This window comes from Halomonas shantousis (assembly GCF_054654615.1).
This window is the reverse complement of record NZ_BAAIER010000002.1, coordinates 2,411,579-2,436,678: the sequence shown is the minus strand read 5'-3', so window position 1 is coordinate 2,436,678 and position 25,100 is coordinate 2,411,579. Positions and strand designations below refer to the sequence as shown.

The window sequence follows — 25,100 nt, the reverse complement described above, 5'->3', positions numbered from 1 at the left end:
ATGATGGTGAGACGAGGCAAGGCGGGGAGAAACATGATGGAGGACGGCGAGGTCGCCGGAAGGACAGCGAGCGCATGATGCGCTCGCTGAGGAAAAACCGGGCATCAGGTGACGCGTGTGCCCGGTTCGGCGCCGGAATCGGGCTCCAGCAGATAGATACCGTTGTCATTGCCGGCCGCAAGCACCATGCCCTCGGAGACGCCGAAGCGCATCTTGCGCGGTGCCAGGTTGGCGACCATCACCGTCAGACGGCCTTCCAGGGCCTCCGGGGCATAGGCGGAGCGGATGCCGGAGAATACCGTTCGTGTTTCACCGCCCAGGTCCAGGGTCAGCTTGAGCAGCTTGTCGGCACCTTCGACATGTTCGGCAGAAGCGATACGCGCCACGCGCAGGTCGACCTTGATGAAGTCGTCGAAGGTGATTTCGTCGGCAATGGGCGTATCGACCAGCGGGCCCTTGGCTTGCGCTTTCAATTTCTTCTCCTCTGCCAGGTCCTCTTTGGAGGCCTCGATCATCGCATCGATCCGGTCGCGCTCGACACGGGTCATCAATGGCTTGAACTTGTCGATGGCGTGGTTTTCCAGCACATCGTGGCGGGTGTGCCAGTCGAGGCTGTCGAGATTGAGGAACTTGCGTGCCTCGTCGGCCATGGCCGGCACTACCGGCGCTAGGTAGACCATCAACTGGCGGAACAGGTTGACCCCCACCGAGCAGATATCGAGCACTTCCTGCTCGCGGCCTTCCTGCTTGGCCAGCACCCACGGCTCCTTGTCGGCAATGTAGGTGTTGGCCTCGTCTGCCAGTTCCATCACCTTGCGCATGGCACGGCCGAACTCGCGTACCTCGAAGTCTTCGGCGATCTCGTCGCCGGCGGCGATGAAGCGCGCCACCATTTCCGGCTCGGCGCAGGTCGCGGCGAGCTGGCCGCCGCCGAGCTTCTTGACGAACCCGGCGCAGCGGCTGGCGATGTTGACCACCTTGCCCACCAGGTCCGCATTCACGCGGAAGGCGAAGTCCTCGAGGTTGAGATCGAGGTCGTCGACGCGCGAGGTCAGCTTGGCGGCGAAGTAGTAGCGCAGGTACTCCGGATTAAGATACTCGGCGTAGGTCTGGGCCTTGATGAAGGTGCCGCGCGACTTGGACATCTTCGCGCCGTTGACGGTCACGAAGCCGTGACAGTTGACGGCGGTCGGCGTGCGCATGCCGGCGCCTTCGAGCATGGCCGGCCAGAACAGCGCGTGGAAGTAGACGATGTCCTTGCCGATGAAGTGATACACCTCGGCCTCGGACCCCTTCTGCCAGTAACTGTCAAAGTCGATGTCTTCACGCTCGCAAAGGTTCTGAAAGCTCGCCAGGTAGCCGATCGGCGCGTCCAGCCACACGTAGAAGTACTTGCCCGGGGCATCGGGAATCTCGAAGCCGAAGTAGGGCGCGTCGCGGGAGATGTCCCACTCGTTGAGGCCGGCCTCGAACCATTCCTGAAGCTTGTTGGCGATCTGCGGCTGCACGTGGCCGGCGCGAGTCCAGCGTTGCAGGAATTCCTCGAAATCGGGCAGCTTGAAGAAGTAGTGGGTGGAGCTGCGCACTTCCGGCGTGGCGCCGGAGATCGCCGAGACCGGATCGATCAGCTCGGCCGGGGTATAGGTCGCGCCGCACGCCTCGCAGTTGTCGCCGTACTGGTCCGGCGTCTTGCACTTCGGGCAGGTGCCCTTGATGAAACGGTCAGCCAGGAACAGACCCTTGACCGGGTCATACATCTGCTCGATATCGCGGGTCGAGATGTGACCGGCATCACGCAACGCCGTGTAGATGCGCTCGCTATGTATACGGTTCTCTTCCGAGTGGGTCGAATGATAGTTGTCGAAGGCAACACCGAAGCGCGCGAAGTCCGCCTGGTGTTCCTGCGAGACGCGCTCGATCAACTGCTCCGAGGTGATACCTTCCTGCTCGGCGCGCAGCATGATCGCGGTACCGTGGGCATCGTCGGCGCACACGTAATGGCACGCGTTGCCACGACTCTTCTGGAAGCGCACCCAGATGTCGGTCTGGATGTACTCCAGCAGGTGGCCAAGGTGAATCGAGCCGTTGGCATAGGGCAGGGCACTGGTGACCAGGATCTTGCGCTGGGCGTTGGCGGTAGTGGGCATGGCGGCTCTGTGACTGGTTCGAAAACGAAGAATTCGGGCGTCATCCAGGACTCGGGCACGAGCTAGGACGAAAGGGCGATTGTAGCCCGCTTGGCCGCCGGGTGCATCCGTCACCCGTCGCAGCCTGGATTGCGCTCATGTTCGGCGCTCAGACTGCTTCTATGCTGGACGGAAAATATGCGAAATGCTCAGTACTACTATCCATGAGCAATTGACTGGCTAATTCATTTGCGGTTTTTTGGAATCTTATTGTCAGGACTTGGCAACAAGGTTGGCTCCGAGACTTCTGCAAGCGCCACGAGGAATAAAGAAGCGATGAAAATCTGTGCGGCACAGTGTAGGTCAGTACCCGGTGATATAGAGGAGAATTTACTTAAGCATCAGGAGTTGGTAAGTCTGGCAGTATCATATAATGCCGATTTTATCTTCTTTCCAGAGCTTTCAGTGACGGGTTATGAGCCGAGCCTGGCTAAAGAACTGGCAATGGACCAAGATGATGCCCGACTCAATGTGTTTCAGGAATTGAGCGACACTTACCGTATCACTATTGGGATCGGTATCCCTACGATAGCCCCAGCGCGTCCTCGAATCAGTATACTCCTCTTCCCGCCTAACGCTGCTCGGCAGTTATATTCCAAGCAGCAATTACATCCTGACGAGCTACCATTCTTCACGCCCGGGGACCAGCAGACCGTTCTTTATTGCGGGAATCATGCTTTGGCTCTTGCCATCTGTTACGAGTCTCTTCAGCCAAGCCATGCAGCCAATGTCGCGAAACTCGGCGCTAACGTTTATCTGGCGAGCGTTGCAAAGCATGACCGGGGTGTGGCTCAGGCGTACGAGTACTATCCCAATGCGGCAGAGAAGCATGCCATGACGGTTCTCATGGCCAATTGCGTTGGCCCGTGTGATGACTACATCGGGGCGGGCAGGTCAGCGGTTTGGAGCCAACAGGGTAAACTGGCTGGAGCTTTGGACGAAGTCCAGCAGGGAATCGTCATGGTCGATACACTCACTGAAGCAGTAAGTATTCTAGACTATCAGCCATGATGTAAGGCTTGCCGGTGAAGGCCGCATGCGAGACCGAGGCAGCCAGGAAGCGGCCGCTTGCCGTTCCCGACAGCGGCCGTTCCCTGTCTCAACTCAAGCGCTGCATGTAGTCCTCGTAACCGAAGGTCTTGACCGTTCTCACCTCGCGGCTGGTCTCGTCGATCCGGCAGATCGCCGGCAGACGAATGCCGTTGAAGGTGGTGGTCTTGACCATGGTGTAGTGGGCCATGTCGGTGAATACCAGCCGGTCGCCGATGGCGAGCGGTCTGTCGAACGAGTAGTCGCCGATCACGTCGCCGGCCAGGCAGGTGGTGCCACCCAGGCGGTAGGTGTGAGCCTTCTCGTTCGGCATGCCGGCGCCAAGGATCTCGGGCCGGTAGGGCATCTCCAGCACGTCCGGCATGTGCGCGGTGGCGGAGGTGTCGAGAATGGCGATGGGGCCGTCATTGTCGACGATGTCCAGCACGCTGCACACCAGATAGCCGGTATTCAGGGCGATGGCTTCACCTGGCTCCAGATAGACTTCCAGATGCGGATAGCGCGCCTTGAAGTCACGGATTATCCGCACCAGACGCTCCACGTCGTAATCGGCACGGGTAATGTGATGGCCGCCGCCGAAATTCACCCAGCGCAGGTTCGGTAAATATTGGCCGAACCTGGCTTCGAACACCTCGAGTGTGGCTTCCAGCGCGTCGCTGTTCTGCTCGCAGAGCGTATGGAAGTGCAGTCCGTCCAGGCCATCGAGGACCTCCGCATTGACGTGCACGGCCCGGGTACCGAGCCGTGAGCCGCGTGCGCAGGGGTCGTAGAGGGCGACCTCGCCCGTGGAGTGCTCGGGATTGACCCGCAGCCCGCAGGAGATCTGGCGTGGCGCTGCTGACACCTTGTCACGAAAATGCTGCCACTGCCCCGGCGAATTGAAGCTTAAGTGGTCGGCGTAATGCAGTACCACCTCCATCTCCGGGTCGGTGAAGGCCGGCGAATAGACGTGGACCTCGCCGCCGAAGTGATCAAAGCCGAGGCGTGCTTCATCCTGCCCGCTGGAGGTCGTGCCCACCAGATACTGGCTGACCAGCGGGAAGGTATCCCACATGGCAAAGCCCTTCAGTGCCAGCAGGATCTTCGCCCCGCTGGCTTCCTGAACCTGGGCCAGCTGCTCGAGATTGCGGCGCAGCAGGGCGTCGTCGACCACATAGGCCGGCGACGGGCAGGCCCCGATGTCAAAGGGGTAAGCGTCGAACGGATAGCTGTCGAACGGGTACGTCGCTTCCGCCATCACGAATCCGCCAGCGGATCGTCGTCGGGATCGAGCTCGACCATCTGCCACGGCAGGCCCATGTCGCCGATGCGCTCCATGAACGGGTTCGGATCGAGCTGCTCGACGTTGAACACGCCTTCGCCCTTCCAGAGGCCCTGGAGCATCAGCATGGCGCCGGTGACGGCAGGCACACCGGTGGTATAGGAGATCGCCTGGGACTTGACTTCGCGATAGCTCTCTTCGTGGTCGCAGATATTATAGATGTATACCTTGCGCCGCTTGCCGTCCTTGATGCCGTCGAGGATCACGCCGATGTTGGTCTTGCCCTTGGTGCGCGGGCCGAGCGACGCCGGGTCGGGCAGCACTGCCTTGAGGAACTGCAGCGGCGAGATCTCGCAGCCGTTGACCTTGATCGGCTCGATGCTGGTCATGCCGACGTTTTCGAGCACCTTGAGATGCGTGATGTACTTCTCGGAGAAGGTCATCCAGAAGCGGATCCGCTCGATGCCCTTGATGTTCTGGGCCAGCGATTCTAGCTCTTCGTGATAGAGCAGATACATCTCCTTCTCGCCGATACCGTCGAAGTTGAACTTACGCTTCTCGGCCAGCGGTGGGGTTTCCTTCCACTCGCCCTTTTCCCAGTAGCGGCCATTCGCGGTGATCTCGCGAATGTTGATCTCCGGGTTGAAGTTGGTGGCGAACGGGTAGCCGTGATCGCCGCCGTTGGCATCCAGGATGTCGATGCGGTGGATCTCGTCGAACAGATTCTTCTGGCCATAGGCGCAGTAGATGTTGGTCATGCCGGGATCGAAACCGCAGCCCAGGGTGGCCATGTTGCCGGCCTTGGCGAAGCGCTCCTGAAATGCCCATTGTTCCTTGTATTCGAACTTGGCTTCGTCGGGATGCTCGTAGTTGGCAGTATCCAGATAGGGCACGCCGGTCCGCAGGCAGGCTTCCATGATGGTCAGGTCCTGGTAGGGCAGGGCCACATGGATCAGCACGTCCGGCTTGAATGATTCGATCAGCGCCACCAGCGCCTCGACGTCATCGGCATCCACCTGCGCGGTCTGGATGGGACGGTCCAACTGTTCGGCAATTGCCTTGCACTTCGCTTCGTTGCGACTGGCTAGACAGATTTCGTGGAACACCTCGGGGTGCTGCGCGCACTTGTGAGTCACGACACCACCGACGCCGCCGGCGCCAATAATCAAGGCTTTGCTCATGCGTTCGCCTCCAGATCAGAAAATTCAATAGTGGTCGAGTCTAGGCCATGCCCAAGAACAGGCTGCGCTCGCCGATTTCTCAGACACATCCTAGTCGGTAATGAACAGCAAGCGGCATATCCGGCCTGATGTCACTCCGTCATGGCCTCACCCGGCCCCGAGGAGCCTGGCAAGAAGGCGCCGATAATGGCCAACTCGGGGGCAGGGCTCAAGTCTTTTTCACTCACAATGTAAACACCCGTTGTTGAGATATGATGACGGGTCGATGCTCGACGGCTTGAGGCCGGCTTCCGGCAGCTTTCTTCATGCTATCGTCCTGGCCTCGGGAGTGGCCAAGGCTCCTGTTTTGCGACAAGCATTTCGATACCCGGTAACATTGTCGATAATACTCCCCAAAGAAAGATCCCCGTGCAGCAAGGCTTCGTCCTGACCCGCCATTGGCGCGATACTCCAGAAGGCACCCAGGTGACGTTCTGGCTGGCGACGGACGCTGGTCCGCGTTACGTATGTCTGCCGGTGCAGACCTCGGTAGCGTTCGTTCCCGTAGCGCAGCGCGCCCGGGCCGAGCGGAGTTTGAATGGCGAGGCCGAGCTGCGTCCGCTGGAACTCTGCGATTTCCATCATCGCCCTGTGCTGGGGCTCTACTGTCGCCAGTACCGCCAGTTGATGAACCTGGAACGGCGCCTGCGCGAAGCGGGCATCGACGTGTACGAGGCCGACATTCGTCCGCCGGAGCGTTACCTGATGGAACGCTTCATCACTGCGCCGGTAGTCTTTGCCGGACAGGAAGTGGCGGCAGGTAGGTTGGTCGGTGGGCAGCTGAAGCCCGCTCCCGACTATCGTCCGCGTTTGAAGTTGGTCTCGCTGGATATCGAAACCAGTGAGCGCGGTGAGCTGTACTCCATCGCCCTGGAAGGCTGCGGGCAGCGTCAGGTCTACATGCTGGGCCCGGCGAATGGACTGGAAGACGCTAAGCTCGGCTTTTCTCTGCATTACTGCGAGAGTCGCGAAGCCTTGCTTCGGCAACTCAACGAGTGGATGGCCCGCCATGACCCCGATGCCATCATCGGCTGGAACCTGGTGCAGTTCGATCTGCGCGTCCTGCAGCGCCATGCCGAGGCGCTGGACGTGCCGCTGCTGCTGGGGCGCGGTGGCGAATCGATGGAGTGGCGCGCCCACGGCAGTAATGCCAACCATTTCTTCGCATCGATGCCGGGGCGCCTGATCATTGATGGCATCGAAGCGCTGCGTGCGGCGACCTGGAGCTTTGCGTCGTTCAGCCTGGAACACGTCGCGCAGACGCTGCTGGGCGAGGGCAAGGCCATCGACAACCCCTACCAGCGCATGGACGACATCAATCGCATGTTCGCCGAAGACAAGCCGGCCCTGGCTCGCTACAACCTCAAGGATTGCGAGCTGGTCACGCGGATCTTCGAGAAGACCGCACTGATCGAGTTCCTACTCGAACGGGCTTCGGTGACCGGCCTGCCGGCCGATCGCAACGGCGGCTCGGTGGCGGCCTTTTCACATCTGTATTTGCCACGTATGCATCGGCTTGGCTTCGTCGCTCCTGGCCTGGGGGCGCAGTGGGGCGAGAACAGCCCCGGTGGCTTCGTGATGGACTCGCGCCCCGGTCTCTACGATTCGGTGCTGGTGCTCGATTTCAAGAGCCTTTACCCCTCGATCATCCGCACCTTCCTGATCGATCCGGTGGGGTTGGTACAAGGCCTGCACGAGCCCGAAGACGACACGGTACCCGGCTTTCGTGGGGCGCGCTTCTCGCGGACACACCATGCACTGCCCGACATGGTGGAACGGGTATGGCAGGGGCGCGAAGCTGCCAAGCGCGATGGCAACGCTCCGCTCTCCCAAGCCCTGAAGATCATCATGAACTCTTTCTACGGCGTGCTGGGCGCCTGGGGCTGTCGCTTCTTCGACCCGCGGCTGTCGTCGTCCATTACGCTGCGCGGCCATGACATCATGAAGCGGACCCGCGAGTTGATCGAGGCCGATGGGTATACCGTTATCTACGGTGATACCGATTCGACGTTCATGTGGCTGGGGCATAGCCATGAAGATGACGAGGCCGCAAGGATCGGGCAGCAGTTGGTGGAACGTGTCAACCGTTGGTGGCGTGAACATCTGCGGCAAGAGTACGGCGTGGAGAGTGCACTGGAGCTGCAGTTGGAGACCCATTTCCGGCGCTTTCTGATGCCGACCATTCGCGGCGCCGAGGCCGGCAGCAAGAAGCGCTATGCCGGGCTGGTGATCGACCGCGACGGAGACGAGCGGCTGCTGTTCAAGGGGCTGGAGACGGTGCGCGCCGACTGGTCGCCGTTGGCCAAGGTCTTCCAGCAGGAACTCTACCGACGCATCTTTCTGGACGAGCCTTACCGCGACTTCGTGCGCGACTATGTCAATCGCACCCTGGCCGGGGAGTTCGATGAGCGCCTGATCTACCGCAAGCGACTGCGTCGCAGGCTCGCCGACTATCAGCGCAACGTACCGCCCCATGTGCGGGCTGCACGCCTCGCTGACGAGTACAACACCCAGCTGGGCAGGCCGCGACAATACCAGAGCGGTGGCTGGATCAGCTATGTGATGACGCTGGCGGGGCCTGAGCCGCTGGAAACGCAGCGCTCAGCGATCGATTATCACCACTACCTGACCCGCCAGTTGCAACCGGTGGCCGACGCGATCCTGCCGTTCGTCGGCGATACCTTCGAGGCGCTGATCGATCGCCAACTGGGGTTGTTCTAGCAGGCCCTTCGCTCCCGGCATGCTGGCAACCCCGGCAGCGGCGGCAACTAGGCTTTGTACGAAAACTGCCTACACTCGGCCATACGGCGTTAAAAATCAGCTCAAAGTGCTCATTTACCTCTCGTAAACTCCGCCTTTTCGCTGCTTTTTGCCTTGCCTGACCATCGCTCGCCGACTTTTCGTACATAGCCTAGGCTGCAGCCCTGAAGTACAAGGATAAGCCCGCTGCCAGGAGGCGCCACGACGGAGAAGTCCGACGCGTACCTTGCCGCCGGCTTGCCAGGCGGTGCTGGCCGAGTAGCCAGCAGCTCCGGTGTCGTAACCGATGCCGGGCTCCGCGGCTCTTCTCGCCGTTGGATTGTCCAGCGTCTTCCGGTCCCGACCGCTAAGCTGATGTTATCCCGATACCCAACCGAAAGCAGGAGACAAGCTTGGATCTGATTTTCTTCGATAACTGGCAGGCCGTGATACGTACCGGGGTGCTGGCGGTGCTGGCTTATATCAGCCTGGTAGTGCTTCTACGCATCTCGGGGCGGCGCACCCTCTCCAAGATGAACGCCTTCGATCTGGTGGTGACCGTGGCGCTGGGTTCGACGCTGGCCTCGGTCATCCTCAGCAAGAACGTGACACTTTCGCAGGGCGTCCTGGCCTTTGCTCTGCTGATCGGCATGCAATACGCCGTGACATGGACCAGCGTGCGTGTCCCTTGGGTGCGCCAGGTGGTCACGGGAGAGCCTGCGCTGCTGTTCTATCAGGGAAGCTACCTGCCGGCGGCCTTGAAGCGGGCGCGGGTGACCGAGGATGAAGTCCGTGCGGCGATGCGGGCCTCGGGGTCGGCGGCAATGGGTGACGTACAAGCCGTCGTGTTGGAAACTGACGGTTCGTTCAGTGTGGTCCCGCAGGCGGCCGGCAAAGGTCGATCGAGTCTCGAAGGTGTCAAGACACCCGGGCCACGCGATGTCAGCCCGGAATGAGATCTGTGGCGTCTACATGAAAATGCGCAAGGATAAGCATGAGGATTTGGTCACTGCATCCGCGTTATCTGGATACCAAGGGGTTGCTGGCGCTCTGGAGAGAAGGGCTCCTGGCGCAGAAAGTGTTGTTGGGGCAGACGCGAGGCTATCGCAATCACCCCCAACTGGCGCGTTTTAAACAGGCGGAGCATCCCGTGGGGGCAATTGCCAGTTATCTGAGCGGTGTGGTCGATGAAGCCGAGCGCAGGGGATACAACTTCGATAGAAGCAAGATAGTCGAGGAGAACCTGCGGGGAAAACTGCCGGTGACCCATGGGCAGCTGGCGTATGAGTTTCGCCATCTGCTGAACAAGCTGGAAGTGAGGAGCCCGGCGCTGTATCAACAATTGAACGGTGTGGAGAAGGTCGAACTGCACCCGCTTTTCGATCAAGTGGAGGGCGGCGTCGAAGACTGGGAGGTGGTGTAACCGAAATCGTCGGGCTCCGGTGTATCGATCCACTCCGGTGTGCTGGTCAACAGAGGATGAGACATGGATGATTCAGGCCTGCGGCTCATTGAGGAGCCATCGCTGAGAACGCTCTTCTCGGTGCCTTCGGCAGCGGCACCTGCGTCGGGGTGGCCGGTGCTGTGCTTCCTTCACGGTTACGATGAAGCCGCGCCGCTGGATATCCAGGCCGCTCTGACCCGGCATGGCCCTCTGTCATCAGCAAGCGCATCTCTGGCACGTGAAGCGTTCATTCTGGTGGCGCCTCAGTTGCCCGCTGCGGGAGATCACTGGCATCGCCATGCCGCCGAGGTGCAAGACCTTGTACGACGCCTGCACGAGCAGCATGACGGCAACCCGCAGCAGACCTATCTGAGCGGTTTCAGTTTCGGGGGCAACGGCGTGTTCGATCTGGCTATCGCGCAGCCCGGGACGTGGGCGGCACTATGGCCGGTGGATCCCACGCGGGTACCTCGAGAGGACCCGAGATGCCCGGTCTGGCTCTCTTTCGGTGAGGCGGCACGCAGGAACAAGAGCGGGTTCGTCCGCTCGCTGGGTCTGCAGGCAGTGGGTTCCATGCCGGAGGAGGAGGGCGAGCGCCTCTACCTGGATGAGGGCGAGGATCATGTCGGCTCGGCCCGGCGGGCCTACGCCGATGAGCGTATCTACCGTTGGCTGCTGTCGATATCGCTGGCCGAATCCGGAGCGACTCGGGCCTGATGATGAGACGGGATAAGTCTCTTGGAGACACTGGGCGATATGCCCGGGAGCGCCTGCAGGAGCAGGTGGTCAGCGTCGATGGCTGCGCCCTGTACGCACGTTACGTCAAGACAGCCGGGCGCAGGACGCTTCCCGTTGTCCTGGTTCATGGCCTGGGGGTGTCGGGCGCCTATTTCGGGCCGACCCTTGAGCGACTGGGAAGGGATTTCGACGTCTACGCCCCTGATCTGCCGGGCCATGGCAAAAGCGGCACTCCCTCGCAGGCCCTGGATATCGCAGGGCTTGCCGGGGCGCTGCTCGGCTGGCTGGAAGCCATGGGAATCGAGCGAGCGATGCTGGTGGGGCATTCGCTGGGCTGTCAGACCGTGGTGGAAGCCGCACTTCGTCAGCCTGCGCGAATCGAGCGGCTGGTCCTGATCGGGCCGACGCGAGATCCTGCGGTACATGGACTGCCGGCCCAGTTCCTGCGTGCCGTGGTGGCGTGTTCCTTCGAGCGGCCGACATTGATTCGCCATTTCATCCGGGATTATGCCCGTATGGGGCCACGGTTGCTGCCCGAGGCCCGCGCGATGATGAAAGACCCGGTCGAGACCAAGCTGGCGGAGCTGATGCAGCCGGTCATGCTGGTACGCGGCGGGCGGGATCTGATCGCGTCGCAGCGTTGGCTCGACCGGATGGCTCGACTGCTACGGACGGATCGGGTCGCCGTAATCCCCGCCTGGGGGCATAACGTGAACTACAGCGCCGCCGAACGGTTGAGCGCTGCGATCCGGCCCTTTCTTTATGAAACCTACGCAGAAATTGCGCCAGACGACTGATTCGCCCTGTCGAAGGTGTTCTCCGGTATTGCCATCCTTCGGGCCCTCATCCCCCCAATTGACGCAGGAACATCGTCAGGGCCGCCGGGTCGAGCAGGATAGCGATCACCACGCCGCCCAAGGCGCCTCCCAGGTGAGCTTCGTGCGCCAGGCCGCCGGTCTGGGTCGAGCCGCGGTTCTTCATGGCGTACATGGAAATCGCCACGAAGCCGATCGCGAAGACGATGGCGGGGATGGGGATCATGAAGAAGAGGTAAAGGAGCTGAAAGGGTTGGTAGAGACAGAACGCGAACAGCACGCCACTGATGGCACCCGAGGCGCCGACCGCCGAGTAGCGGGGGTTGCCGCGCTGGATGATCAACGACAGTCCGTGCGCGGCCAGTTCGGAGCCGAAATAGAGAACCAGGAAACCGACCGGCCCCAGCAGGATCTCCATCCATGGCCCGAAGAAGTAGAGCGTGATCATGTTGACCAGCAGGTGGGCACCATCGGCATGCACGAAGCCGGCGGTGACCAGGCGATAGATCTCGCCATGGCGCAGGACCCGTTCGGGGCTGAGGGCCAGACGGCTCACCAAGCGAGCCCCGCGCTTCAGGGCATACAGGCTGATGATCACGTTGGCGATCAGCAGTAGCAGGGTGAAGGGTGTCTGGGCGAGGTTCATCATGTCAGGTCTCCGCTGAAATCAGGCTTCCGTTAACGACATGGTGCCAGAGCGAGGACGCGGGGTCTTGTCAGATGACATGAATCGATCAACGGGGCCTCTCGAAGCGCTTGATTCATGGCAGGACTTGCCAGCCTGATATCCTGGCGTCAGGATGCGTGACTGGCCGTTTCGGCCACGAACTCAAGGAGTACGACGATGGCACAAGCAACAGCGCGGCATATCCTGGTGAATAGCCAGGAGCAATGTGAGGCCCTGAGGGCCGAAATCGAAGGCGGATGCGATTTCGCGGAAGTGGCCAAGCAGCATTCTACCTGCCCGTCAGGCCGTAACGGTGGTGATCTAGGTTCGTTTGGTCCGGGGCAGATGGTGCCTGAATTCGATAAAGTCGTGTTCAGTGCCGATGTGAATACCGTGCAGGGGCCGGTGAAGACCCAGTTCGGCTACCACCTTCTGGAAGTGACCAGCCGGTCATAACCGCCTCGTGTGTTCAGAGCCGCGATCGGGTGCCGTATCGCGGCTTATTCATTTGTCAGCCTTGTTACTCGGAAGCCGGGGCTGGATGAATGGCGCTGACGTGATCTTGCCCGTGGCGAGACGATGCTAGTCAGGGGGACGATAGCGCTGTTCGAAATGGGCTCGCAGATCGTTCTCGTTGATCTCGATGATCGAGGTCTGGAGCCTGCCTCGGGTGTCCTTCCACAATATCTCGTTATTGCCCTTCACCAGGGCACGGTTGGCTTCGGCCGCCGTGGTGACGTGCTGACGATTGATATTGTAAATCACCGCCTTCTCTGAAATGTGGCCCCGCAAGGGACTGTTATAGCTCATTCGCAGCACCTTGAGTGCGAGCTGGGTATTGGGGGCGTCTCTGTCCGACTTTTCGCCGTTCTGGAGGAGGGAAGACGGGGCGCTATCGCTCTTGAGTCTGTTGTAGAGATTCACCACGCTCTTGAAGTCATCATTGATCATCGAGCTGATGATGGCCAGCAGGATGATGGCAAGCGCCAGGCCAATCGAGCCGATGATGATGAAGTAGTTGTAGCTATTACCCGAAGAACCACTGGACGAGGAGGCTGCGGGAAGCTTGACCACGCCGTGACGGATGATGATGAAGGTGGCGCACAATGCCGAAAGAGTCGCCAGTACCCATACCAGCACAATCCATACATCCCATTTCTTAGGTTGCATGTGCATCACTCACTGTTACTTATTGTATTCGTCAGAGCTTACGTTGCTGGCAAGCACTGTCAATGGGAATCCCTATCTCCCCTGAAACAAGTATGAGGCAGAACATTTTTACGGTCAGGGCGACTGTTCTACGGTTGACTATACTGGCCTGTCGACTCGGACGAAAAATCAAGGAGCCTGGCAGCTTATGGGTGAGCGGCAGGGAAAGGATGAAGCGTCTCAGGACAGGGAGCCTCAGGACATAAAGAACCTGGAGCAGTTGCTGGATCAGATCGGCAGAGCCGGGCATGGCGGCAGGCAGGTCACCATGGAGGATATCATCGGCATGATCGGTCGGCGCTCCTTCGGCCCCCTGCTGCTGCTGGCGGGAGTGATCATCATGATGCCCCTCGTTGGCGATATCCCTGGCGTCCCGACATTGATGGCAATGCTGGTCATACTGGTTGCGGGACAGCTCTTGCTGCGCCGCGATCATTTCTGGTTGCCGCAATGGCTGCTCAAGCGCTCCGTTGATCATGACAAGCTTGACAAGGCGCTGCACTGGATGCGGCCTCCGGCACGTTTTATCGATCGTCCCCTGCGTCCTCGGCTGACCTTCTTCACTCACGATATCGGCACCTACGTCACCGCAGGTATTTGTGCAGTCATCGCCCTGGCCATGCCTTTGATGGAGTTCGTTCCGTTCAGTGCCAACGGGGCGGGAGTGGCGCTCACCGTCTTCGGGCTCGCGTTGATCGCCAACGATGGTCTGATGGCGCTGCTCGCGATCCTGTCTACGGTAATGACGTTCGGCTTCGTGATTTATATGCTGATCTGATCGAACCCGACCTCGTCCTGAACCTCTATGATCGGCCTCGAGTAGCCCCGATGGGTGCCTCGCGGTCCGTTGACCGAAAGCCATGGAAACCCTATGCACCCAAGGATCAAAGCGGTATTCGACCTTCCTCTGCATCAATACCTGGGCGTCACTTCACTCGAATCCAACGATGGGCAAGGCAGGCTGACCTTTGAAGTGACGGAAAACGCCATCAATCCCGCCGGCGTTCTGCACGGCGGGGTTCTTTATACATTATGCGACGTCTGCGCCTACGCAGGGCTTCTGAGCGCGCTCCCCACCGAGCAGGAGGCGGTCACGCACGACCTGCATGTCTCGGTGATGCGGGCCGTGAAGCGGGGGGAAACCGTGGTCGTGACGTCCCGCATCGTCAGGCAGGGTAGAAGCCTGTGCTTCATTGATGTCGTGGCTGAAGTCGCGGACAGGCCGGTCGCTTCTGCCCGTGTGACGAAGAGCATCATCGAACTCGCCCGCTAATGGAGAAATACGGAAGCTGATGATCCAGGTCTACGGTCTGGCTGTTCATGGGCGGGACAGGTTGTCAGGCATGGGAGGTGTGGTGCGGGCAGGATCCCGGTACCAGGGGATTCCCAACCTGGCGCTGCATTCCAGTTCGGCGATGACTTGGGCGCCCAACAACAGGATGACTGCACCGATCTCGAGACTCAGCAGCAGCACGATAATCGTCGCCAGCGAGCCATACACGGCGTTGACCAACGAGATGTTGGCAAAGTAGTACACCAGAAACAGCCGTACGCCTTCCCAGAGTGTCGCGGCGACAAAGCCGCCTACCAAGGCCCGCTTCAGGTTGATACGCGCGACCGGCAGCACTTTATAGATGGCGCTGAACAGACCGAACATGCCGATGAAACTGATCAGGTTGAGGATGAACTTGGAGGTACCCGCAAGCGACAGCTGAGCGCCGAACAGGGCAACCAGCGTGTCGTTGAAGGCGTTGGCCATGGCCACGAGAATGGTCAGCAACAACAACGCCACGCCTAATACCAGCATGAAGGCGTAAGGCAGAAGCGCGGATATCCAGAAGCTGCGTGGCGTGGGTGTGTCCAGCCGGTGGAAGATGATCGCGATCGAGTCCTCGAGCATGCGAAAGGCAAAGGAGCTGAAGAACAGCAGCGCCAGCGCGCCGACGAGGCCGATTACATCGGAGGAGTCCACCAGCGTGCGCACCGCATCCAGTAGCAGGTCGGCGTGGGCGGGCGCCAGGTGCCGCGCCTGAATGGCGATGATGCCCAGCAGACGCTGTTCGTCGACCACTTGCGTGAGGATGACGCAGATAATGGCGAATAGCGGCACGACCGAGAGCAGGACGTTATACCCGACGCCGCCGGCAAGCAGAATGCCGTGATTGCCGAGAAATCTTCCCACCACGCGTAGCGCGAATCGCGGTAGATGCCCAATGACCTTGCCAACACCCTGTCGGCCATGTCTGTCTTCGCTCATACGGCTCCTTATTCATGCTTCAGACATGCCTCCCGCAACGTCTACCGAGCCTGAACGACTCTGCTCATGTGATCCTGCTCATGCAGCTCAGCCCATGCGGCAACGAATCATGGCACCTGTTTGGCCTGTCGGGAAGATGGAGGGGCCTGCGATGCTGTCGGTCTAGCCGACTTACTCATTGATTTGGAAAACAAAAGACAAGTGCACGGCAAGATTGAGTCAAAGTGGCGTATAAATTCGTTTAATAATCGTTTAATGCATAAGTTTAAATGGTTTTAGTCCCTGCATCTGGTGCCGATAACGCTACTACGGGGCGAGCGTACCTGATAAGCGTGACCTCCGTGTGACTCTGGTAATGCCCAACGGTACATAAAATAACGATAAGGCCCCTCGCATTGGACCGTATCCATTACCTGCATCTCGGGTTTGTCAGCTCAGCCTTGTAGCAAGCTCCGGAGGGAGCGGCTCACGGAGCGATAAAGTCGACCGACAGCCAAGTATCGGCTTGTGAAAGCCGATAAAGTGGGGATATCTATGAATCGTGTACTGCGTAACTTGTCCATCAGTGCCAACCTGACCGGGGTACTGGCGCTATTTACAATCTTGATCGTGCTGGTGGGAGGACTGGGTTACGCTGCCAGTAGCCTGGGCACTCGTACCCTCGCGCTTCTGGATAACGTCAATGTCGAGCAGCTCAACTCCGTCAATCTGACCCGGGCGCACATCACGGATGCGCAACTGCATCTCGAGCGATACGTGGATTACCGGAATGAAGGCCGTGATCAGGACGCTCAGGCGTATTTCACTGAATCGCAGGCCGCCCAGCAACGGGCCCAGCAGCGTTACGAGCAGTATATTGTTACGCCCAAGACAGAGCGGGGAAAGCCGTTCGCCGAGGCCATTCAGGCTACCTATCAGCCCTTGATGGCCACTATCGAAGCCCAGCGCCAGGCGCTGTCACGCAACGACATCGAGGGGTTTCACGCGCTTCAGTCGCAGGTCGAGGCTGATAAGGAGAAATTCAAGCAGGCCACGCAGGCATTCATCGACTATGCCGATGAGCGCGGCGATATCCTAGTAGCGGATTTTGAACGCGATATGGCGCTCTTCGAAGTTATCGGGCTCGTGGTCATCCTTGTCGCGGCGGCGATCGTGATCCTGATGCGAGTCGCGATGATGCGTGTCATGATCCATCCGCTCAACGATGCCGTCGAGCACTTCGAGCATATGGCCCAAGGGGATCTGGCGCGTCCGATCGCCGATCGCGGCAAGAATGAGATCGGCAAGCTGTTTGCCGCCATGCAGCATATGCAGAGCGGCCTGACCCGGACCGTGGCCACGGTTCGCGACAGCAGCAGTTCGATCCATGTCGGTACCCGCGAGATCGCCAGCGGTAACATCGACCTCTCCTCGCGCACCGAGCAGCAGGCAGCGTCCCTCGAGGAGACGGCCGCCAGCATGGAGCAACTCACCGCTACCGTGAAGCAGAACGCCGACAATGCCCGCCAGGCCAGTTCCCTGGCCAATGATGCCTCGACCACGGCCGGGCGTGGCGGTCAAGTCGTGGAGCAGGTCATCACCACCATGCATGGCATCTCGGACAGCTCGAAGAAGATTGCCGATATCATCGGCATGATCGATTCGATCGCTTTCCAGACCAACATCCTGGCGCTCAATGCGTCGGTCGAGGCAGCGCGTGCCGGCGAACAGGGCCGCGGTTTCGCGGTGGTGGCGGGCGAAGTCCGCATCCTGGCCAGTCGTAGCGCCGAGGCGGCCAAAGAGATCAAGAGCCTGATCGAGGCGTCCGCCTCGCAGATCCATCAGGGTGCGACGCTGGTGGAAGATGCGGGCTCCACGATGCGCGACGTGATGGCCTCGGTGAAGCGAGTGTCGGACATCATCGACGAGATTTCCGCCGCCTCTCAGGAGCAGAGCGCGGGTATCGATCAGGTTCACCAGGCCGTGTCGCAGATGGACCAGGTGACTCAGCAGAACGCTTCACTGGTCCAGGAGGCCTCAGCCGCAGCCACCTCGCTCGAGGAGCAGGCGGAGCGTCTCGAGGAGGCGATGCGCTTCTTCCGGCTCGCTGAAGGCCATGGAATTCAGGAGCGTGTCGCGACGACACCACGAGCGGTGATCAGTGCCCCGCCCGCCACCAGCCACCAGAAGCCCGCCGGGCGGGGTCGGAGGACGCCGCAGAAACAGGAGGAGTGGGCGGAGTTCTAAGGCTTCGGCCTGATGTAAGAAAGCGTCTCCTCACTCGTCGATACTGACATGCACTGAGCGTTCAAGCGCAGGGCTCTGACTGATCCTCAAGTCGGAGCCCTGCTTTTCGATGAAGTAAACGGGTAGCTGCAATGCTTTGGCGACTTGCATGCCTTCCTGCTGCCCGAGACAGAGCATGGCGGTAGCCCAAGCGTCACTGACGGGAGGTGTCGTGCCGAATACCGAGACGGAAACCAGATCGTGCGTCACAGGGTGACCGCTGCGCGCATCGATGATATGACCGTAACTTTGACCGTTGTCGGTGAAAAAACGCCGGTAGGTGCCGGACGTGTCCAGTGATATTCCCTTCTCGGCCGTGAGCGTGACGAACTTCTGGGCACGCATCTGGCCCGGCTCGGGCGCCATGATGGCGATACGCCAATGGCTGCCGTCGGGCTTATGGCCCCGTGCATAGAGATCCCCGCCAAACTCGATCAGATAGTGAATGATGCCCTGGGCTTCGAGGACGTCGGCGAGACGGCGGATCGTGTAGCCTTCGCCCATCGAGGAGAAATCGATGGAGAGACCGGGCAGATCCTTGCGGATACGTCCATGGGCTGTGTCGACATGCAGATGCTCGAACCCAACGCGCTCGAGCATGCGAGTCAATGTCTCGTTAGCCGGGACTTGAAAACGGTCGTTCTGAAATCCCCATAGTTCGAAAAGCGGTGCAATGGTCGGGTCATAGCAGCCATGGGACTGCCGGTGCACATCGTCTGCGATACCCATGAGATCAATGACCTCCCGGGGCGCCTTCTGCCATGCAGTGCTCTGGCTCTGGTTGAAGCGGGCCAGCCATGAGTCGGTGCGATAGGTCGACAACGAGGCATCGATTTCCTTGAGCGTGGCAGCAAAAGCCTCGGCCAGCGCAGCGTCGTCGAGATCATCCTCACTCCAGTAACTGACGTGATAGCTGGTGCCTTGGGCTTCGCCCTGTATTCGGTGAAGTTCGGGAACGTGTCGCCCACAGGCGGTCAGCAACATGGCGAGGCATGCCATGCCGAGGAGGCTGATATGGCGCATTAGAAACGTACGAGGAAAGCAAGGCATGAGGTGTCTTTTCAGGTGAGTCGCTAGCGGGGTCCACAGTATATCGCAAGCCGTGCAAGCCATCGCTTTTACGCGCTTTCCCTGCCCATGAGCTGGCGGTGCCGAGGCAGATGATGATACGGCGCGAACCTTTCGCGTATGCGTTGTCGTAATGAAACATAATCCCACGTGAGGACGTGTCATGCTCGAGGCCATACAACAGTTCTTCAATCGCCGGTTGGCAGGGCCCGGGGCCACGGAGAACCGGGCGATAACCCTGGAGCTGGCGACGGCGGCTCTGCTCTGCGAGATCGTGCGTGCCGATTACCACACCGACCCGAGTGAGCTTAAGGCGTTGCGGAAAATGTTGCAGGCGCGCTTCTCGCTGGACCCTGACGAGGTGGAGGAGCTGATGACTCTGGCCGAGCAGGAGGCCGACCAGGCGGTGGATCATTTCCAGTTCGTGCATCTCATCAACGAGCGTTACGACTATGATGACAAGGTCGCGCTGGTGGAGCTCATGTGGCGGCTGGCCTATGCCGATCAACAATTGGATGCCTACGAGGAGCATCGCATCCGCAAGCTGGCGGATCTGCTCTTCGTCAGCCACAGCGACTTCATCCGCTGCAAGCTCCAGGTCCAGAGCGATGAGCAGCGTCAAAGCAATTAAGCGTCAAAGCAATTAAAGGATACCGGCAGGGCGCTGTCTGAGTCGTCCCGGTTGCAGTGACGGGACAACGCGAAGCGCTTCCAGCGAATGGAGAGAAAATGGATTGCCGGACGCCCCCGCGTTTTCTGGCGGACGAGATGCTGGGCCGCCTGGCGCGTTGGCTACGCGTGCTGGGGTTCGATACCGTCTATGGTGTCACGTGTGACGACCATGGGCTGGTCGAACTGGCCGATGCCGAAGTGCGGACACTTCTGACGCGCGACCGGCATCTCGTGGCCTATTTGCGTCCCGCGCGGTCGCTGTTGATCACTTGCGATGCCCCGCTCGCGCAACTGCGAGAGGTCATCGAGACTTGTCGACTCACTCCACCCGCCAGGCTCTTTACCCGCTGTCTGGTGTGCAACACCCTGGTACGTGAGGCCAGCGCGGAGGAGATCGCCGCCTTTGTCCCGCAACGTGCGCGTAGCCTTCCCGGGACAGTGACGCGTTGCCCGGGATGCGGACGCGTCTATTGGCCCGGTTCCCATGCGTGGCGTATGCGCACCACCCTGGAAGACGCCTTTCCCGGCTGGCTTGGACCCGAACGGCTCGGGAAGAGCGACTGAGCCATGTCGAAGTGATGTCCTTTTCTTATTATACCGTTATCTAGCTATGCTACTTGCCGAACGGCAAGGTATAGACGAGGCTATGAAAGGCGTTGACAATATCATGCTGTCTTTCTCGGCTACCGAAGCTTGAAGATAAGCCTTCGGCACCGTATTCGTTGCGCTTTTGGAGTCTCGAATGTCCGAATCCTCGGAACCTGCCTTGGCAGAGAAAGGGCAGGATCTGTCTGCTGCCAATGGCCCGGCCGTTTCACTGCAGTTTCTACTCAAGCGCCTGCTGGGTCCTGGTCTGCTGGTGGCGGTCGGCTACATGGACCCGGGCAACTGGGCGACCGACATTGCGGCAGGGTCCAAGTATCATTACTCGCTACTGTCCGTGGTCATTGTCGCCAGCCTGCTGGGAATGCTGTTTCAGATACTGTCGGTACGCCTGGCCATGGCCACGGGGGAAGATCTTGCCCAGTTGACGCGCCGCATGCTGCCGGGTGTCGTCGCTCGGGTCGCCTGGATTGCCGGCGAAGCGGCGATTCTCGCCACGGCGCTGGCGGAACTCGTCGGCGGTGCGGTCGCCCTCGAGCTGCTGTTCGATCTGCCCATGTCGTTGGGACTTTTGATCACCGCGGCGGGTACATTGCTGGTACTGATGTTGTCGGGGCCCAATCACGCGTGGCATGAACGTATCGTCAATGCGCTGCTGGGGGTGGTGGCTCTTGCCTTTCTGGTCCTGCTGGTGCGTTCGCACCCTCAGGTGGGGGAAATGTGGAGCGACGTGCTCCAGTCGCCCGCCACGCTTGTCAAGCCGGATGCGCTGGTCATTGCCCTGGGGATTCTCGGGGCGACGGTGATGCCGCATAACCTGTACTTGCATTCGGGCCTGATCGCCGAACGTCGGCGCGCGCTACCGGCAAGGCAGCATGGCCAGGCATTGCGCCTGGCCACCGGAGATACCGTCATGGCGTTGACGATTGCGCTGTTCGTGAATGCCGCGATTCTGATCGTCTCCGGTGCGTCGCTGTCGGGACTGGACGTCGCCATCACCAGTCTGGAAGGGGCCCATCAGGCCATCGGCCTGTCTCTGGGCGCGATCGCCGCGCTGCTGTTTGCCGTGGCGCTCTACGCCGCAGGACAGAGCTCGGCCATCACGGGAGTGGTGGCGGGCGGCATGCTGACCCGGGGCTTTCATGGCCGGACCGGTTCGATGTGGATGCGCGGCATCGTGACGCGTGTCATCGCGGTGTCACTGGCCTTTCTGGTGATGACCACTCAGGCCGGCACCCGTCCGGATACCCTGCTGGTATGGAGTCAGGTGATCCTGAGTCTGGCGTTGCCTTTCGCCCTGGTGCCGCTGGTCTGGCTATCCATGCATCGCGAGCTGATGGGACCGCTACGCCTGCGTGGCACGTTCAAGGCGGTGGCGATTGGCGCCACCGCTCTGGTGGTGGTCCTGGATCTCTATCTGCTGATGACGGGATGGTGACCGTCGCTCCCGTTCACATTTCAACATTGCGAGACATCATGCTGCAGCTATCAAGAAACGTCGCCATTCCCGACAATGAAATCGAGATGCAGGCGGTACGTTCGCAGGGGGCTGGGGGGCAGAACGTCAACAAGGTATCCTCCGCGATCCATCTGCGTTTCGACATTCGTGCCTCTTCGCTTCCGGAGGGTTTCAAGGAGAAGCTGCTGGACCTGAACGATCGGCGCGTCAGCAAGGAGGGCATCGTCATCATCAAGGCTCAGCAACACCGGACCCAGGAGCAGAACCGCGCAGAAGCATTATGCCGCCTCAAGTCGCTGATAAAGAGCGTGATGTACGCTCCCCCCAAACGTGTCGCGACAAAGCCCACCAAGGGCTCGAAGAAGCGACGCCTGGACAGCAAGGCGAAGCGAGGACAGCGCAAGACCCTGCGCGGTAAGGTCGATTACTGATCGACACCTTCGATATCGGCACCCTGCAAACCTTTACGGGAGCGGAATCTTCAATAGCCTATATATTTTAATCCGCAAGTGCCTCATTGGCTGAATTAATAGCCTCTATCGAAACACCCGATAAACCCTTCCGGCGGCCTCCTGCTACGCTGAAACAGCCATCATCATGCCTCGCCTGCATGCGGAAGATGCGTAGTTCGATAAAAAGGAGATCACCATGACACAAGACGATAAGCGACGCTCGACGGGGCAGACCCTGACCAACCGGCAGGGCCATCCGGTCAGCAACAACCAGTCCCAGCGCACCATCGGCAGCCGTGGCCCGGCAACGCTGGAAAACTACCAGTTTCTCGAGAAGATCAGCCATTTCGATCGTGAGCGCATTCCGGAGCGCGTGGTGCACGCGCGCGGTTTCGTCGCCTATGGTGAATTCGAGGCGACCGGGCAGATCGGCGATGAACCGGCCTCGAAGTATACCCGCGCCAAGCTCTTCCAGGAGGCGGGCAAGAAGACCGATCTGGCGATCCGCTTCTCGACTGTCATCGGTGGTCGTGATTCCTCCGAAGCGGCGCGTGACCCGCGCGGTTTCGCAGTCAAGTTCTACACCGAAGAGGGCAACTGGGATCTGGTCGGCAACAACCTGGCGATCTTCTTCATTCGCGACGCGATCAAGTTTCCCGACGTCATTCACTCGCTGAAGCCCGATCCGGTCACCTTCCGTCAGGAGCCGAACCGGATTCTCGATTTCATGAGTCAGACGCCGGAATCGATGCACATGCTGACGCACCTGTTCAGCCCACGCGGCATTCCTGCCTCCTACCGGCACATGGAAGGCTTCGGCGTCAATACCTACAAGATGGTCAACGAGCAGGGCGGCACCGTCCTGGTCAAGTATCATTTCCATCCGCGTTGTGGCGTGGCCAGCCTGACCGAAGAGGAAGCGGCCAAGGTGCAGGGCCAGGAACTCGGCTCCGCTTCCAAGGACCTGTACGAGGCGATCGAGCGCGGTGACTATCCGCAGTGGGACGTCTACGTGCAGATCATGGAAGACCATGATCATCCCGAACTGGAGTGGGATCCGCTCGACGACACCAAGATCTGGCCGGAAGATCAGTTCCCGCTGCGCAAGATCGGCGTAATGACGCTCAACCGCAACGTCGACGACTTCTTCAACGAGAACGAGCAGATCGCCATGGGGACCGGCGTGCTGGTCGACGGGCTCGATTTCTCCGACGACAAGATGCTCATCGGTCGCACTTTCTCCTATTCCGATACCCAGCGTTATCGCGTGGGTCCCAACTATCTGCAACTGCCGGTCAACCAGGCCAAGAACGCCAACGTGGCCACCAATCAGCGCGGTGGCCAGATGGAATACTACGTCGACCGGGCGCCGGGACAGAACCCGCACATCAACTTCGAGCCGTCGATCCACAATGGCCTGCATGAGGCGGAGATGGATCGGCCCAACAACCCGCCCGAGGTCAAGGGTCAGCTGACACGCAGCGTGATCGAGCGTCGCAACGATTACGTCCAGGCGCGCGCACGCTACAACACCATGATGGACTGGGAGCGCGACGAGCTCGTCAATGTTCTGGGGGGAATGCTGCAGCAGTGTGAGCGCGACGTGCAGGAGCGCATGCTGTGGCACCTGTTCCTGGTTCACGATGACTACGGCAATCGTGTCGGCCAGATGATCGACATGGGGGCGGACGACGTACGCCATCTCCAGCCGCTGGCCAAGCAGGTGCTGACCGACGAGGACCAGCAGCGTCTGCAGAATCTCGGCAACAATGGCGACAAGATCGATCCGACCATCTGGGGCAAGTGGACCAGCTCGGTCGAGAACCGTCCGGCCACGGCCGAGGAAGTGCTCAGCGGGATGATAGGAGGCAAGCAGACCTATTCCGGGCAGAAGAAGAGCATGGAACCTGCCAAGTAAACACGCCTGATAAGCAGACGTGACGGGGCCCGGATGTTCATGACATCCGGGCTCTTTTAGTGGTGGCGCGTTGGATTCCGGTCGGCGGAGAAGTTGACTGCCATACTGGGATAAGCATGAAAATCCCATAAAGGATGGTAAGCTGAGCCTTCATGAAGAGCCAAGCCTGAAGGAGGATGCAGTGGTCGAAGGAGTGAAGCATATTGTGGCGGTGGCCTCCGGGAAGGGTGGCGTGGGCAAATCCACCGTGACCGCCAACCTGGCGCTGGCCATGGCGGCGGAAGGTTACCGCGTCGGCCTGCTGGATGCCGATATCTACGGTCCCAGTCAGGCGCAGATGCTGGGTATACTGCCGGGTGTGCGGCCGGAACAGGCGGGGCAGAATCGCGTCAAGCCGATCAAGGCGCATGGCATTCAGGCCATGTCGATGGCCTTCATGGTCGATGTCAACGAGGCCATGGTATGGCGGGGGCCGATGGTCTCCAGCGCTTTCCAGCAACTGTTGACCCAGACGGTATGGGAGGATATCGATTACCTGTTCATCGACATGCCGCCGGGGACCGGTGATATCCAGTTGACCCTGGCGCAGAAGGTGCCGGTGTCGGGCGCGGTGATCGTGACCACGCCGCAGGATATCGCTACGCTGGATGCCAAACGCGGCGTCGAGATGTTCCGCAAGGTCAACGTGCCGGTGCTGGGTGTGGTCGAGAACATGAGTCTGCATCTCTGTTCGAATTGCGGCCATGTCGAACCGATCTTCGGCAGCGGGGGGGGCGAGCGTATCGCTGAGCAGTATCAGACGAAGCTGCTGGGGCAGTTGCCGCTGCAGCTCTCCATCCGTGAGCAGGCTGATGGGGGACGCCCCAGTGTCGTCGCCGAGCCTGAAGGCGAGGTGGCGGCCATATTCCGCGACGTGGCACGTGCGGTAGCCGAAGGGGTCGAGAGCCAGCAGGAGCAGGACGGGCCGACCATTTCATTCAGCGATTGATCCGCCGTCAGCGGCTCAAGCCGCTTCAGTAACTGTCACGGGGCCGTTATCATGACGGCCCTTTCCTTTACCTATCGTGCGCAGCTTCC

23 protein-coding genes are annotated in these 25,100 nt (G+C 60.2%); 16 read left to right on the top strand and 7 right to left on the bottom strand.

From position 1 onward, the window contains the following. Nucleotides 1-104: 104 nt before the first annotated feature. Nucleotides 105-2,147 carry a methionine--tRNA ligase gene (gene metG / locus ACYQ12_RS11705; protein WP_459871808.1) on the bottom strand — a complete coding sequence of 681 codons (2,043 nt, stop codon included), beginning with the start codon at nt 2,145-2,147 and terminating at the stop codon, nt 105-107. Between the two features lie 315 nt (nt 2,148-2,462). Between metG and ACYQ12_RS11700 the strand changes: the two genes are divergently transcribed. Then, nucleotides 2,463-3,197 carry a carbon-nitrogen hydrolase family protein gene (locus ACYQ12_RS11700; protein ID WP_459871806.1) on the top strand — a complete coding sequence of 245 codons (735 nt, stop codon included), beginning with the start codon at nt 2,463-2,465 and terminating at the stop codon, nt 3,195-3,197. An 88-nt stretch (nt 3,198-3,285) separates the two neighbouring features. On the opposite strand, the gene nspC is transcribed toward ACYQ12_RS11700, so the two are convergent. Then, nucleotides 3,286-4,473, bottom strand: coding sequence for a carboxynorspermidine decarboxylase (gene nspC, locus ACYQ12_RS11695; RefSeq protein WP_459871803.1), 1,188 nt, complete (start codon nt 4,471-4,473; stop codon nt 3,286-3,288). Further along, nucleotides 4,473-5,678, bottom strand: coding sequence for a saccharopine dehydrogenase family protein (locus ACYQ12_RS11690; protein WP_459871801.1), 1,206 nt, complete (start codon nt 5,676-5,678; stop codon nt 4,473-4,475). The genes nspC and ACYQ12_RS11690 overlap by 1 nt, the downstream gene beginning before the upstream one ends. Before the next feature lie 408 nt (nt 5,679-6,086). Between ACYQ12_RS11690 and ACYQ12_RS11685 the strand changes: the two genes are divergently transcribed. From ACYQ12_RS11685 to ACYQ12_RS11665, 5 genes are all read left to right on the top strand, one after another. Continuing rightward, nucleotides 6,087-8,438 carry a DNA polymerase II gene (locus ACYQ12_RS11685; protein ID WP_459871798.1) on the top strand — a complete coding sequence of 784 codons (2,352 nt, stop codon included), beginning with the start codon at nt 6,087-6,089 and terminating at the stop codon, nt 8,436-8,438. A 431-nt stretch (nt 8,439-8,869) separates the two neighbouring features. Further along, complete coding sequence (locus ACYQ12_RS11680) at nt 8,870-9,412, top strand: DUF421 domain-containing protein (RefSeq protein ID WP_459871795.1); 543 nt, start codon at nt 8,870-8,872, stop codon at nt 9,410-9,412. 38 nt (nt 9,413-9,450) lie between these two features. Then, the gene (locus tag ACYQ12_RS11675; protein WP_459871792.1) at nt 9,451-9,879 is read left to right on the top strand and encodes a pyrimidine dimer DNA glycosylase/endonuclease V; all 429 of its coding nucleotides are present in this window, start codon (nt 9,451-9,453) and stop codon (nt 9,877-9,879) included. A gap of 63 nt (nt 9,880-9,942) precedes the next feature. Beyond that, nucleotides 9,943-10,617: a hypothetical protein gene (locus tag ACYQ12_RS11670; RefSeq protein ID WP_459871789.1), complete on the top strand. Its 675-nt coding sequence runs from the start codon at nt 9,943-9,945 to the stop codon at nt 10,615-10,617. Further along, entirely contained in the window at nt 10,617-11,435 is an 819-nt protein-coding gene (locus tag ACYQ12_RS11665) for an alpha/beta fold hydrolase (protein WP_459871787.1), read from the top strand. Before ACYQ12_RS11670 ends, ACYQ12_RS11665 begins: the two co-directional genes overlap by 1 nt. Before the next feature lie 46 nt (nt 11,436-11,481). Here the strand turns inward: ACYQ12_RS11665 and ACYQ12_RS11660 are convergent, their stop codons facing one another. Beyond that, nucleotides 11,482-12,102 carry a rhomboid family intramembrane serine protease gene (locus ACYQ12_RS11660; protein ID WP_459871784.1) on the bottom strand — a complete coding sequence of 207 codons (621 nt, stop codon included), beginning with the start codon at nt 12,100-12,102 and terminating at the stop codon, nt 11,482-11,484. A 195-nt stretch (nt 12,103-12,297) separates the two neighbouring features. Here ACYQ12_RS11660 and ACYQ12_RS11655 point away from each other — a divergent pair, with 195 nt between their 5' ends. Then, nucleotides 12,298-12,576 (top strand): peptidylprolyl isomerase, encoded by a 279-nt coding sequence (locus tag ACYQ12_RS11655; protein WP_459871781.1) that lies wholly within the window; start codon nt 12,298-12,300, stop codon nt 12,574-12,576. Nucleotides 12,577-12,702: 126 nt separating this feature from the next. Here ACYQ12_RS11655 and ACYQ12_RS11650 read toward each other — a convergent pair whose 3' ends face one another. Further along, on the bottom strand, nt 12,703-13,290 hold the full coding sequence (locus ACYQ12_RS11650; protein ID WP_459871779.1) for a hypothetical protein: 588 nt from the start codon (nt 13,288-13,290) through the stop codon (nt 12,703-12,705). Between the two features lie 187 nt (nt 13,291-13,477). Between ACYQ12_RS11650 and ACYQ12_RS11645 the strand changes: the two genes are divergently transcribed. Together ACYQ12_RS11645 and ACYQ12_RS11640 are read left to right on the top strand one after the other, a co-directional pair. Then, entirely contained in the window at nt 13,478-14,107 is a 630-nt protein-coding gene (locus ACYQ12_RS11645; protein WP_459871777.1) for an exopolysaccharide biosynthesis protein, read from the top strand. Nucleotides 14,108-14,200: 93 nt separating this feature from the next. Beyond that, nucleotides 14,201-14,602 carry a PaaI family thioesterase gene (locus tag ACYQ12_RS11640; RefSeq protein ID WP_459871774.1) on the top strand — a complete coding sequence of 134 codons (402 nt, stop codon included), beginning with the start codon at nt 14,201-14,203 and terminating at the stop codon, nt 14,600-14,602. A 45-nt stretch (nt 14,603-14,647) separates the two neighbouring features. On the opposite strand, the gene ACYQ12_RS11635 is transcribed toward ACYQ12_RS11640, so the two are convergent. Next, a complete protein-coding gene (locus ACYQ12_RS11635) occupies nt 14,648-15,586 on the bottom strand; it encodes a YihY/virulence factor BrkB family protein (RefSeq protein ID WP_459871772.1) in 939 nt (312 codons plus the stop codon). Between the two features lie 534 nt (nt 15,587-16,120). Between ACYQ12_RS11635 and ACYQ12_RS11630 the strand changes: the two genes are divergently transcribed. Next, nucleotides 16,121-17,812, top strand: coding sequence for a methyl-accepting chemotaxis protein (locus tag ACYQ12_RS11630; RefSeq protein ID WP_459871770.1), 1,692 nt, complete (start codon nt 16,121-16,123; stop codon nt 17,810-17,812). Between the two features lie 30 nt (nt 17,813-17,842). Here the strand turns inward: ACYQ12_RS11630 and ACYQ12_RS11625 are convergent, their stop codons facing one another. Further along, nucleotides 17,843-18,835, bottom strand: a complete 993-nt coding sequence (locus tag ACYQ12_RS11625) for an FAD:protein FMN transferase (protein WP_459871767.1) — start codon at nt 18,833-18,835, stop codon at nt 17,843-17,845. A 247-nt stretch (nt 18,836-19,082) separates the two neighbouring features. On the opposite strand from ACYQ12_RS11625, the gene ACYQ12_RS11620 reads away from it, so the two are divergent. The 6 genes from ACYQ12_RS11620 to apbC all read left to right on the top strand — a co-directional run bounded on the left by ACYQ12_RS11620 (nt 19,083) and on the right by apbC (nt 25,011). Further along, the gene (locus ACYQ12_RS11620; RefSeq protein WP_459871764.1) at nt 19,083-19,550 is read left to right on the top strand and encodes a tellurite resistance TerB family protein; all 468 of its coding nucleotides are present in this window, start codon (nt 19,083-19,085) and stop codon (nt 19,548-19,550) included. Nucleotides 19,551-19,648: 98 nt separating this feature from the next. Next, the gene (locus ACYQ12_RS11615; protein WP_459871761.1) at nt 19,649-20,155 is read left to right on the top strand and encodes a Mut7-C RNAse domain-containing protein; all 507 of its coding nucleotides are present in this window, start codon (nt 19,649-19,651) and stop codon (nt 20,153-20,155) included. Nucleotides 20,156-20,333: 178 nt separating this feature from the next. Continuing rightward, on the top strand, nt 20,334-21,632 hold the full coding sequence (locus ACYQ12_RS11610; protein ID WP_459871758.1) for an Nramp family divalent metal transporter: 1,299 nt from the start codon (nt 20,334-20,336) through the stop codon (nt 21,630-21,632). 38 nt (nt 21,633-21,670) lie between these two features. Further along, on the top strand, nt 21,671-22,084 hold the full coding sequence (arfB, locus tag ACYQ12_RS11605; protein WP_459871755.1) for an alternative ribosome rescue aminoacyl-tRNA hydrolase ArfB: 414 nt from the start codon (nt 21,671-21,673) through the stop codon (nt 22,082-22,084). 217 nt (nt 22,085-22,301) lie between these two features. Next, nucleotides 22,302-24,023 carry a catalase gene (locus ACYQ12_RS11600; protein WP_459871752.1) on the top strand — a complete coding sequence of 574 codons (1,722 nt, stop codon included), beginning with the start codon at nt 22,302-22,304 and terminating at the stop codon, nt 24,021-24,023. Nucleotides 24,024-24,204: 181 nt separating this feature from the next. Then, nucleotides 24,205-25,011: an iron-sulfur cluster carrier protein ApbC gene (gene apbC, locus ACYQ12_RS11595; protein ID WP_459871749.1), complete on the top strand. Its 807-nt coding sequence runs from the start codon at nt 24,205-24,207 to the stop codon at nt 25,009-25,011. The last annotated feature ends 89 nt before the right edge of the window (nt 25,012-25,100 follow it).

Excerpts from the sequence above, each read along its gene's own strand:
- ACYQ12_RS11635 (WP_459871772.1), bottom strand. The coding sequence starts at position 15,586 with ATGAGCGAAGACAGACATGGCCGACAGGGTGTTGGCAAGGTCATTGGG.
- ACYQ12_RS11690 (WP_459871801.1), bottom strand. The coding sequence starts at position 5,678 with ATGAGCAAAGCCTTGATTATTGGCGCCGGCGGCGTCGGTGGTGTCGTG.
- ACYQ12_RS11675 (WP_459871792.1), top strand. The coding sequence starts at position 9,451 with ATGAGGATTTGGTCACTGCATCCGCGTTATCTGGATACCAAGGGGTTG.
- ACYQ12_RS11660 (WP_459871784.1), bottom strand. The coding sequence starts at position 12,102 with ATGATGAACCTCGCCCAGACACCCTTCACCCTGCTACTGCTGATCGCC.
- ACYQ12_RS11640 (WP_459871774.1), top strand. The coding sequence starts at position 14,201 with ATGCACCCAAGGATCAAAGCGGTATTCGACCTTCCTCTGCATCAATAC.
- ACYQ12_RS11630 (WP_459871770.1), top strand. The coding sequence starts at position 16,121 with ATGAATCGTGTACTGCGTAACTTGTCCATCAGTGCCAACCTGACCGGG.
- ACYQ12_RS11645 (WP_459871777.1), top strand. The coding sequence starts at position 13,478 with ATGGGTGAGCGGCAGGGAAAGGATGAAGCGTCTCAGGACAGGGAGCCT.
- ACYQ12_RS11700 (WP_459871806.1), top strand. The coding sequence starts at position 2,463 with ATGAAAATCTGTGCGGCACAGTGTAGGTCAGTACCCGGTGATATAGAG.
- ACYQ12_RS11600 (WP_459871752.1), top strand. The coding sequence starts at position 22,302 with ATGACACAAGACGATAAGCGACGCTCGACGGGGCAGACCCTGACCAAC.
- ACYQ12_RS11615 (WP_459871761.1), top strand. The coding sequence starts at position 19,649 with ATGGATTGCCGGACGCCCCCGCGTTTTCTGGCGGACGAGATGCTGGGC.
- arfB (WP_459871755.1), top strand. The coding sequence starts at position 21,671 with ATGCTGCAGCTATCAAGAAACGTCGCCATTCCCGACAATGAAATCGAG.
- metG (WP_459871808.1), bottom strand. The coding sequence starts at position 2,147 with ATGCCCACTACCGCCAACGCCCAGCGCAAGATCCTGGTCACCAGTGCC.
- ACYQ12_RS11655 (WP_459871781.1), top strand. The coding sequence starts at position 12,298 with ATGGCACAAGCAACAGCGCGGCATATCCTGGTGAATAGCCAGGAGCAA.
- ACYQ12_RS11665 (WP_459871787.1), top strand. The coding sequence starts at position 10,617 with ATGATGAGACGGGATAAGTCTCTTGGAGACACTGGGCGATATGCCCGG.
- ACYQ12_RS11610 (WP_459871758.1), top strand. The coding sequence starts at position 20,334 with ATGTCCGAATCCTCGGAACCTGCCTTGGCAGAGAAAGGGCAGGATCTG.
- ACYQ12_RS11650 (WP_459871779.1), bottom strand. The coding sequence starts at position 13,290 with ATGCAACCTAAGAAATGGGATGTATGGATTGTGCTGGTATGGGTACTG.
- nspC (WP_459871803.1), bottom strand. The coding sequence starts at position 4,473 with ATGGCGGAAGCGACGTACCCGTTCGACAGCTATCCGTTCGACGCTTAC.
- ACYQ12_RS11670 (WP_459871789.1), top strand. The coding sequence starts at position 9,943 with ATGGATGATTCAGGCCTGCGGCTCATTGAGGAGCCATCGCTGAGAACG.
- ACYQ12_RS11625 (WP_459871767.1), bottom strand. The coding sequence starts at position 18,835 with ATGTTGCTGACCGCCTGTGGGCGACACGTTCCCGAACTTCACCGAATA.
- ACYQ12_RS11620 (WP_459871764.1), top strand. The coding sequence starts at position 19,083 with ATGCTCGAGGCCATACAACAGTTCTTCAATCGCCGGTTGGCAGGGCCC.